Origin of the sequence: Roseivirga sp. (assembly GCF_034669765.1) — a bacterium.
In the GTDB taxonomy this organism is placed as follows: Bacteria; Bacteroidota; Bacteroidia; order Cytophagales; family Cyclobacteriaceae; genus Roseivirga.
Window position 1 is genome coordinate 21,688 of sequence record NZ_JAXMOQ010000013.1, and the last position, 9,919, is coordinate 31,606.

The window sequence follows — 9,919 nt, forward strand, 5'->3', positions numbered from 1 at the left end:
GAGTTTGCGCTCTACCTTTTTTCATTTCTATACTCTGATAACTAACTGTTAATAATAACCGTGGCTAGACAGATAATTCTTCACGTAATCTTCAACTCCAGCTTCCAAAGAGGTGAAGTCTTGTGTAAAGCCAATCGATTTTAGCTTGGCCATATTGGCTTCAGTAAAATATTGATACTTGTCACGAATGTCGGCTGGGGTGTCAATAAAAGAGATGTCTTCTTTCTTGTCCATTGCCTTGAAAGTAGCTTTTACTAGGTCTAAAAAGGTCCTTGCTTTGCCGCTTCCTAAGTTATAGATGGCGGAGTCTTTTCGGTGGTGCATCAAGAAATAACAAACGTCAACCACATCTTTCACATAAACGAAATCCCTCATTTGCTCACCATCTTTAAAGTCAGGATTGTGAGATCTGAAGAGTTTCATGGCGTTTGTTTTCTCAATTTGGTTGAAGGCATGCATAATCACTGAAGCCATTCTTCCTTTGTGATATTCATTAGGGCCATACACATTAAAGAACTTCAAACCTGCCCAGAAGAAAGGTTGCTTCTCTTGCTTGATCGCCCATTTATCAAAGTCGTTTTTTGATTCTCCATAAGGATTAAGCGGAATCAAGTTGGGGATGTTTTCTTGGTTATCATCATAACCATATTCGCCCAAACCATAGGTCGCGGCAGAAGAAGCATAAACCAACGGTATTTGATACTGAATACATTTCTCCCAAATCTGTTTGGTGTATTCCGTATTCATTTTGCTTAACAAGGCTTTGTCAAACTCAGCGGTATCTGTTCTGGCGCCTAGGTGGAAAATGAATTCTACTTTTTCGCCAACAGTGTCAAGCCAGGTGAAGAAGTCGTCTCTGTCGATGGACTCAAGAATGCGTTTACCTTCGAGGTTTTTGTTTTTTTCTTCATTGTCGAACTTATCAACAACGATGATGTGATTGAAACCCTCGCTATTCAATTTGCTTACTAGACAACTCCCAATAAATCCCGCGGCTCCTGTGACTACAATCATAAAGTATCTAAATTTGTGCTTGCCAAAGTTAAGCAAATACCCATTATATTTGCAGCGAAATCGAAGAGAAGGTATGATCTACATCAGTAGGAAAGAGCATTTTAACGCAGCACACAAGCTGTACAATCCTAATTGGTCGGAAGAAAAAAACGTTGAAGTTTTTGGGCCATGTGCTAATGCCAATTGGCACGGGCATAATTTTGAATTGATTACGACAGTGAAAGGAGAACCAGATCCTGAAACTGGTTTTGTAGTGGACTTAAAGCAGCTTTCAAATGTAATTAGGGCAGAAGTGATCGAGAAACTAGATCACAAGAACCTGAACATGGATGTAGATTTCATGCAAGGCAAAATGGCCAGTTGCGAAATTTTGGTAATGGAAATCTGGAAGATTATGGAACCTGAAGTGGCCAAAATCACCAGCACAGGAAAACTGCACAGCCTACGCTTATACGAAACCCCAAGAAATTTTGTAGAATATTTCGGAGAATAAAACCCCTAAATTAGTAACCTTGTTTCAGAGCTAAAGTTCGCTTTACCTGACTCCTGACTCCTGACTCCTGACTCCTGACTCCTGACTCCTGACTCCTAAGCCACCTTCAGTTTCTTAAACTTAGATTTCTCCAGCTTTTCTTTGGCGTACTCTAAGTCAATGTCCAGTCTGATGTTTTTTGCGTCAGAAGGCATCTCAAACATCGCGTCAGTCATAATGGCTTCGCAGATTGAGCGTAAACCACGTGCACCTAATTTATATTCAAGTGCTCTTTCCACAATGTAATCTAGGGCCGAAGGTTCAAATGTCAATTCTTTTTCTTCCATCTCGAACAACTTCACATACTGTTTTGTAAGTGCGTTTTTAGGAGTGGTTAGAATGTCTTTAAGAATCTCAGTAGTCAATGGATTTAAGAAAGTAACGATGGGTAAACGACCAATCAATTCTGGAATTAAACCGAAGTTCTTTAAATCTTGTGCATTGATGTACTGATGAAGGTTTTCTCTGTCGTAATCGTCCTTATCATCTTGTGCCGAAATAAAGCCAAGTGGTTGTGTATTCAATCGACTTGCAATATGTCTCTGAATACCGTCAAAAGCTCCACCACAAATGAAAAGTATGTTTTCAGTATTTACTGAAATCATTTTCTGGTCAGGGTGCTTTCTTCCACCTTGGGGAGGAACGTTAACATTTGTTCCTTCTAATAACTTTAAAAGTGCTTGTTGAACACCTTCGCCACTCACATCTCTGGTGATGGATGGGTTGTCTGACTTTCTCGCAATTTTGTCAATCTCATCTATGTAGATAATGCCTCTTTCAGCAGATTCTACATCGTAATCGGCAGCTTGCAGTAGTCTAGTAAGAATACTTTCTACATCCTCGCCCACATAACCAGCCTCTGTTAATACAGTAGCATCGGCTATACAGAAAGGAACTTGAAGAATTTTGGCAAGGGTTCGGGCAATGTAAGTTTTACCTGTGCCCGTTTCCCCAACCATAATAATGTTTGATTTTTCAATCACGATATCGTTATCAATCTTTTGTTGAGTCAATCGTTTATAGTGATTGTAAACCGCTACAGAAATAACCTTTTTAGCCTCATCCTGCCCAACAACGTATTGATCGAGATGCTTCTTCAGCTCCATCGGTTTAATTACGTTGAACCTAGGTGCAGATTCTTCAGCATTTTTTGTTTTTAGTTCCTCGGAAAGAATTTGGTTCGCTTGAGTAATACAGTGATTACAAATGTGCGCATGAATCCCTGAAATCATCAGGTCTACATCTTTCTTATTTCTCCCACAAAAAGAACAGGTTACTTCTGCCATAATCTTATTTTTTAGGTCTAATCAAGACCTCATCAATTAATCCGTACTCTTTAGCTTCTGAAGCTCTCATCCAATAATCTCTGTCTGAATCTTGCTCAATCTTCTTGTAAGTTTGGCCTGAATGACTAGAAAGAATATTGTAAAGGTCTTTTTTCACTTCTAACGTTTGTTTCAATGAAATCTCCATGTCAGAAGCTTGACCCTGCATTCCACTCATTGGTTGGTGGATCATGATTCTAGAATGAGGTAAAGCGGCTCTTTTATTTGCTGCTCCACCCGCCAAAAGCACTGCACCCATAGAGGCAGCCAAACCAGTACATATCGTAGCTACGTCTGGCCCAACATAATGCATAGTATCGTAAATACCTAAACCAGCATAAACTGAACCTCCTGGGCTATTTATGTACATCAAAACATCCCTTTTAGGATCAACGGACTCTAAGAAGAGTAATTGAGCAGTGATGATATTGGCGATATTGTCGTCAACACCCATGCCTAAAAAGATGATTCTGTCCATGATTAATCTTGAAAACACGTCAATTTCGGCAAACCTCGTTGGGCGTTCTTCAATCACTGATCGGGTCATATTCTGGATATAATTAGAATAATCATCAATCGCAGTTCCGCTCACACCTTGATTGTGAATGGCATATTTTCTGAATTCGTTTTTATCTATCATGTTTTTATTTGAGAATTGAACAGAACAAATTTAAAAAAAAAGCCCTTCGTTCAAAGGACTTTAATTTTTAACAAGGTTGTTATTCGTTTAGTTCTGAACGATGTCCTTAAATTTTTCTACATCGACTTCTTTAGATTTGATCTCGATTTTATCTTTAATCAACTCCATCACTTTAGTCTCTTGTACTTGCTCGGCCATCTTCATGTAATTCTGACCTTCTTCACCTTTAAGGTAATGCTCAACAAAGGAATCCATTTGCTCTGCAAACTGACCCATTCCTGAGCCTGCAAATTGTTGAGCGATCATCGCGCGAGTAGCTTCTTGAATATCAGCATGCTCTGGTTTGATCTCGTTTTCTTTAGCTATTTGGCTAGAAATCAAGTTCCAACGCAATTGATTGGCATAGATTTCATACTCGTTTTCTATGTCTGCGTCAGTTACTTTTCCTTCGCCAGTTACTTTCAACCATTCTTTCAAGAATTCATCTGGCAAGTTGATTTTGGCAACCTTGATTAATTCATCTTGAATAGTTTTGTTTAAGAAAGCATCAGTTTCACGAGCGTAATTGGCTTCGATAGTTTCTTTTACTTTCAGTCTAAACTCTTCTTCTGAAGAAACAGTGTCAGGACCGAATGTTTTATCGAAAAGCTCTTGATCTAATTCAGCAGTTTCTTTTCTGTTGATATTTTTAACAGCAAAAACGAAAGCGTCATCAAGGTCAGCTACTTCATCAGCAGTTTTTCCTAGGTGAGAAGCTACTTGAGCATCATCCTTGAAGAGTTTCTTAAGGTTAACTTTGATTTCGTCACCTGATTTCTTCCCTACAAATTTCTTTGCGTTGGCTTTAGTGAAATCAGAAGGATCTATAGTGGTATCGTTTTCGATATCACCATTTTCCTGCTTCAAAGTTCCGTAAAGTAAATCACCTTCTTCGCTTACTTCAGGATTGGTCATTTTACCAAACTGAGTTCTCACGTTATCAATTGATTCGTTAAGAACTTTATCGTCTGCTGTAATCTTATAAGAAGTGACTTTCACTTTTTTGTCAATTGACAAAGCAAACTCATCTACCAATCCAATATTGTATTCAAATTCGAAATCTGACTGAGTATCCCAGTCTACTGATTCAATTTGTTTTTGATTTGGAAGTGGTTCGCCAAGAATCTTCAAATCGTTCTCACGAATGTAATCCTGAATAGCGTGACCCACTATATGGTTGATTTCTTCTACTAGGATAGACTTTCCGTACATCTTTTCGATAAGACTCTTAGGTACTTTTCCAGCTCTAAAGCCTTTGATCTGTGCCTTTTTTCCGTAGTCTTTAATTTTGTCGGCTACCTTTGATTGGTAATCTCCTTCATTTAAATTAACTTTAATTGAAGCGACATTTGAAGCTTTTTTGTCTAACGTGATATCCAAAACCTGTCAATTTTTGTTGGTACGAATAAAAAACCCCCAATCGGAAGATCGAGGGTTTATTTGTGCGGATAGAGGGACTCGAACCCCCATGCCGTAAGGCGCTAGATCCTAAGTCTAGTGCGTCTACCAATTTCGCCACATCCGCGTGCGATTGTTAAATGCGACTGCAAAGGTACACTAAAAGAGAAATAATTCAATAGCTAAAAATCTTTTTTTATAAATATTATTGATCGAAAATTACACGGGCTAATTTTAACATATGATAGCGGTTGATGCAGAAGAAGAACGAAAGGAAATTATTAGGAGATATCGTAAGCTATTACGTACAGCAAAGCCTTTTTTAAAGGATGATGATGCCAAACTGATTAAGAAGGCATTCAATACTTCGCTCGAAGCGCATAAGGAAATGCGGAGAAAATCGGGTGAACCTTATATATATCATCCATTGGCTGTGGCGCAGATTTGCGTGGAAGAAATTGGGTTAGGCACAACATCAATTGTAGCAGCACTGCTTCACGATGTAGTAGAGGACACGGAAATCGAACTGGATGAGATTAATGCGGACTTTGGTCCAAAAGTAGCCAAGATTATCGATGGCCTCACAAAAATCTCGGGAGTGTTTGATCACGGTAGCTCCCAACAAGCAGAGAATTTTAGAAAAATGCTGCTGACCCTTTCGGAAGACGTAAGGGTAATTTTGGTGAAGCTTGCCGACCGGCTTCATAATATGAGAACCTTAGGGAGCATGCCTCGGCATAAACAGCTGAAGATTATTTCTGAGACCATATATATATATGCACCACTTGCCCACCGACTGGGACTTTATGCAATAAAGTCTGAACTCGAAGATCTTTGGTTGAAATATACTGAAGAAGATGTCTATGCCGATATCGCTTCTAAAATTGCAGAGAGTAAATCTTCCAGGAGTAGATTCATCAAAAACTTTGTGGCACCTATTCAGGAGGAGCTCAATCGTACTGGAGTTACTTTTGAAGTTAAAGGACGTCCAAAATCTATTTATTCCATCTGGAGTAAAATGAAGAAACAGAACATCCCTTTTGAAGAAGTCTATGACCTATTCGCCATTCGAATTATTGTAGATACGGATAGCGATCATGAAAAAGCGGCTTGCTGGCAGGTGTATTCAATAGTGACAGATTTCTACACACCCAACCCGGATAGGCTTCGAGATTGGATAAGCACACCAAAGGCAAATGGTTATGAATCTCTTCATACCACGGTAATGAGTAAAACTGGTAGGTGGGTTGAAGTTCAAATTCGAGCAAAACGGATGGATGAAATTGCTGAAAAAGGATATGCAGCGCATTGGAAATATAAAGATGGTGCCCCCACTTCACACGAGTCTGGCTTAGAGCTGTGGATTCAGAAGGTGCGAGATATGCTTGAGCAGAACGATACGAGTGCAATTGAGTTCGTAGATGACTTCAGAGCGAACCTTTTTAGCGATGAAGTTTTCGTCTTCACCCCAAAAGGAGACTTGAAGATCTTACCTGTAGGAGCTACTGCCCTCGACTTTGCTTTCGATATTCATACCGAGGTTGGTGCAAAGTGCCTAGGTGCTAAAGTAAACAACAGGCTGGTTCCATTAAATTATGAGCTTAAGAATGGAGATCAGATAGAGGTACTCACATCTTCTAAACAAAAACCAAATGAAGATTGGCTCAGGTTTGTTGTGACATCCAAAGCCAGGTCAAAAATTAAAGACAGCCTAAAGGAATATAAAAAACAAGCAGCCATTGATGGAAAAGAGATTGTTCAGCGCAAGCTCAAACAAATGAAAATCCCTTTCGATGGAGATGTGGTAAATCAGCTCCGTGCCTTCTTTGAGGAAAAAACAGTCACTGATTTCTATTATAAAGTAGGAAAAGGAATCATCGACCCATCGGAAATCAAGAAATACAAAGACTTTAAAGTCAATACAAAATCACAACGCGCCAAAACGGAGGAGTTAAGCGACTATAGTGATGACTTTAGTAAGGTGAAAACCACAGGGAAAGACATTCTTCTTATTGGTGAAGACATGGATATGGTCGATTATCGGCTTGCCAAATGTTGTAACCCCATACCTGGTGACGATGTATTCGGCTTTGTAACCGTAAATGAAGGAATAAAAATACATAGGACAACTTGTCCAAATGCACCAGAATTACTTTCCAATCATGGCAATAGGATAGTGAAAGCCAAATGGATGTCTGAACAGCAAAATGCATTTTTGGCTGGCCTTCGAATTATTGGTACAGATAGGGTAGGGCTCATGCGTGATGTAACAGATTTGATTTCAAGTGAGCTTAAAGTGAACATGCGCTCCATCAGCATCGATACTGAAACGGGAATCTTCGATGGTCAAATCATGTTATACATCAATAATACAAAGCACTTGGATGATATGAGTCGGAAACTGGCAAAAATCAATGGAGTGGTGAAGGTGACTCGTTTCGAATCAAAAGATTTAAAATAAGAACAATTAAGAACAATACGGACGGCTTCTTGGTTGAATCAGCTCATGCCTTAGTTTGGGTTCTTTTTCCATTATATAATAGAGGAGTTAATTTCCGATAGATTCAATCCTAATGAGTGAAATAAGTTTAGAGTTATATATTTGCACTTTGATGCACGAGAAGTATGTCGTTAAAACCTGAGGTATTTGAACAAGTAAAAAAGATTTTTACTGCTTTTTTGGAAAACAAAGCACTTAGGAAGACACCCGAAAGGTTCGCAATTCTTGAGGAGATTTATTCCAGAGGAGGTCATTTTGATGTGGAGTCACTCTACATTTCAATGAAGAACAAAAATTACCGCGTCTCTAGAGCGACCGTATACAATACATTGGATTTATTGGTGGAGTGTGATTTGGTCAGTAAGCATCAGTTTGGTAAGAACTTGGCACAATACGAAAAGTCGTACGGCTTTAAGCAACACGATCATATCTTAATGTTAGATTCAACCGAAGTACTTGAGTTCTGTGATCCAAGAATCCAGAACATTAAGAATACGCTCGAAGAAATGTTTGAGATTGATATCATGCATCATACACTGTATTTTTTCGCAAAACCAAAAAAGAAGTCAGAGCCCGATAACTAAACAGAAACTGGTATGGATTATAGTTCAAAAATAGATTCTGAAGCACTAATACTTTCATTAACAGGAAATCTTATTGGTGAAGAAGTGGGTGTTGCCTTGCTTAAGGAGGCGGACCAAGCAATTGGAGAAGGAATAAAATACTGTATAATCGATATTAACGAAGTAAAGTATATTAACAGCAGTGGAATCGGTGTCTTAATCACAATTCTAACTAAGTTTAGAAATCAGAGCGGTGAGGTATGTATTGTAAATCCTTCCGAGCATGTGAAAAAGCTATTAATAATTACGAAGCTTAACGCCATATTCAATATTGAAAACACGGTGGCCGAAGCAATATTAAAATTAAAATCAGAAAACTAGAATGAAGGTTGATGTACTCTTAGGCTTGCAATGGGGAGACGAAGGCAAGGGAAAAGTAGTTGATGTACTAGCTCCAAAATACGATGTTGTCGCCAGATTCCAAGGTGGGCCAAATGCTGGGCACACACTTGAGTTTGATGGACATAAGCATGTATTGCATCAAATTCCTTCAGGTATATTCCGTGAAAGGATAAGAAATATAATTGGAAACGGTGTGGTGCTTGATCCAATCGTTTTCAAAAAAGAAATAGAAGGCCTTTCTAAATTCAATATTGATTTCAAGAAGAACCTCTTTATCTCTAAGAAAACACAACTCATATTACCAACGCACAAACTTCTGGATGCTGCTTACGAGCAGTCCAAGGGAAAAGATAAAATTGGCTCAACCCTAAAGGGAATTGGACCTTCTTATCAAGACAAGGTGGCGCGAAATGGAATCCGAGTGGGAGATATTGTGGCTCCTGACTTCGATGGAAGGTATCGAAACTTGGTAAAGAAGCATCAAAACATTCTAAGCCACTATGATTTTGAATATGATCTAGAAGAAGCCGAAGCGCCATTCATTGAAGCGATAAACTTCCTTAGAGATTTCAATCTAGTGAATAGTGAATATGTTATCAACGAATGTATTCGCTCCAGTCAAACTGTTTTGGCTGAAGGAGCGCAAGGCTCCTTGCTTGATATTGACTTCGGAAGCTATCCTTATGTAACCAGCTCGAATACAATGACAGCTGGAGCTTGTACAGGACTTGGAGTTGCGCCAAGGAATATTGGAGAAGTCTTTGGTATTTTCAAAGCTTACTGTACTCGTGTGGGAGGAGGGCCGTTCCCGACTGAACTGTTTGATGAGGTTGGAAAGAGAATTCAAGATGAAGGTCATGAGTTTGGGGCTACTACAGGCCGTCCGAGAAGGTGTGGCTGGTTAGATTTACCAGCGCTTAAATATGCCATCATGATCAATGGGGTAACACAACTCTTTATGATGAAGGCCGATGTGTTAAGTATTCTAGATGAACTGAAAGTCTGTACTCACTATAAGCTGTCAGATGGGACGTTAACCGAAGAGATGCCATTCCAGCTTTTGGATGAAGAGATAACTCCTGTTTACAAAACCTTTAAAGGCTGGGCTAAGGATGTAAGGAATGTAAAAGAGTATCGTAATTTACCTTCGGAACTGGTTTCTTATATTGAATATATTGAAAAGGAAACAGGTGTTCCTATTACAATTGTGTCTTTAGGTCCAGATAGAACAGAGACTATCGTGCGTTAATAGGCGTATTATAAATTACAATAAACCCCTGTTAGGCTTTGACCTGGCAGGGGTTTGTGGTTTTGATAAGTTTTCCCCGCAGAGGAAATGTCCCTTCTCGATTCTGTTTTCTTGTGTTCAACACGTGTTAATGTACGGAGAAGCATGTAGTAGTGTTCCGTTATGGAAGGTATCGCGAGTTGTTAATAATTGAGATTAAGGGAGTTATAAAATACTTGAAAAAATAGTGAGTAATATTTAGGAAAGGGGCGAATAAG

9 protein-coding genes and 1 tRNA gene are annotated in these 9,919 nt (G+C 39.1%); 5 read left to right on the forward strand and 5 right to left on the reverse strand.

All coding sequences use genetic code 11. The features are described from left to right. Positions 1-48 precede the first annotated feature (48 nt). Positions 49-1,014 carry an ADP-glyceromanno-heptose 6-epimerase gene (rfaD, locus tag VOI17_RS17850; RefSeq protein WP_323758584.1) on the reverse strand — a complete coding sequence of 322 codons (966 nt, stop codon included), beginning with the start codon at positions 1,012-1,014 and terminating at the stop codon, positions 49-51. Positions 1,015-1,087: 73 nt separating this feature from the next. Here rfaD and VOI17_RS17855 point away from each other — a divergent pair, with 73 nt between their 5' ends. Continuing rightward, positions 1,088-1,507, forward strand: coding sequence for a 6-carboxytetrahydropterin synthase (locus VOI17_RS17855; protein WP_323758585.1), 420 nt, complete (start codon positions 1,088-1,090; stop codon positions 1,505-1,507). A 95-nt stretch (positions 1,508-1,602) separates the two neighbouring features. Here the strand turns inward: VOI17_RS17855 and clpX are convergent, their stop codons facing one another. The 4 genes from clpX to VOI17_RS17875 all read right to left on the reverse strand — a co-directional run bounded on the left by clpX (position 1,603) and on the right by VOI17_RS17875 (position 5,075). Next, positions 1,603-2,832: an ATP-dependent Clp protease ATP-binding subunit ClpX gene (clpX, locus tag VOI17_RS17860; RefSeq protein WP_323758586.1), complete on the reverse strand. Its 1,230-nt coding sequence runs from the start codon at positions 2,830-2,832 to the stop codon at positions 1,603-1,605. A 4-nt stretch (positions 2,833-2,836) separates the two neighbouring features. Next, positions 2,837-3,511 carry a ClpP family protease gene (locus VOI17_RS17865; RefSeq protein WP_053225082.1) on the reverse strand — a complete coding sequence of 225 codons (675 nt, stop codon included), beginning with the start codon at positions 3,509-3,511 and terminating at the stop codon, positions 2,837-2,839. Between the two features lie 87 nt (positions 3,512-3,598). Continuing rightward, the gene (gene tig, locus VOI17_RS17870; RefSeq protein ID WP_323758587.1) at positions 3,599-4,930 is read right to left on the reverse strand and encodes a trigger factor; all 1,332 of its coding nucleotides are present in this window, start codon (positions 4,928-4,930) and stop codon (positions 3,599-3,601) included. A 63-nt stretch (positions 4,931-4,993) separates the two neighbouring features. Continuing rightward, positions 4,994-5,075, reverse strand: a tRNA-Leu gene (locus VOI17_RS17875). Between the two features lie 114 nt (positions 5,076-5,189). Between VOI17_RS17875 and VOI17_RS17880 the strand changes: the two genes are divergently transcribed. The 4 genes from VOI17_RS17880 to VOI17_RS17895 all read left to right on the forward strand — a co-directional run bounded on the left by VOI17_RS17880 (position 5,190) and on the right by VOI17_RS17895 (position 9,662). Then, the gene (locus VOI17_RS17880) at positions 5,190-7,409 is read left to right on the forward strand and encodes a bifunctional (p)ppGpp synthetase/guanosine-3',5'-bis(diphosphate) 3'-pyrophosphohydrolase (RefSeq protein WP_323758588.1); all 2,220 of its coding nucleotides are present in this window, start codon (positions 5,190-5,192) and stop codon (positions 7,407-7,409) included. A 164-nt stretch (positions 7,410-7,573) separates the two neighbouring features. Next, positions 7,574-8,032 (forward strand): transcriptional repressor, encoded by a 459-nt coding sequence (locus VOI17_RS17885; RefSeq protein WP_323758589.1) that lies wholly within the window; start codon positions 7,574-7,576, stop codon positions 8,030-8,032. 12 nt (positions 8,033-8,044) lie between these two features. Beyond that, positions 8,045-8,392 carry an STAS domain-containing protein gene (locus tag VOI17_RS17890; protein ID WP_323758590.1) on the forward strand — a complete coding sequence of 116 codons (348 nt, stop codon included), beginning with the start codon at positions 8,045-8,047 and terminating at the stop codon, positions 8,390-8,392. A 1-nt stretch (position 8,393) separates the two neighbouring features. Continuing rightward, positions 8,394-9,662 (forward strand): adenylosuccinate synthase, encoded by a 1,269-nt coding sequence (locus VOI17_RS17895; protein WP_323758591.1) that lies wholly within the window; start codon positions 8,394-8,396, stop codon positions 9,660-9,662. Positions 9,663-9,919: the final 257 nt, after the last annotated feature.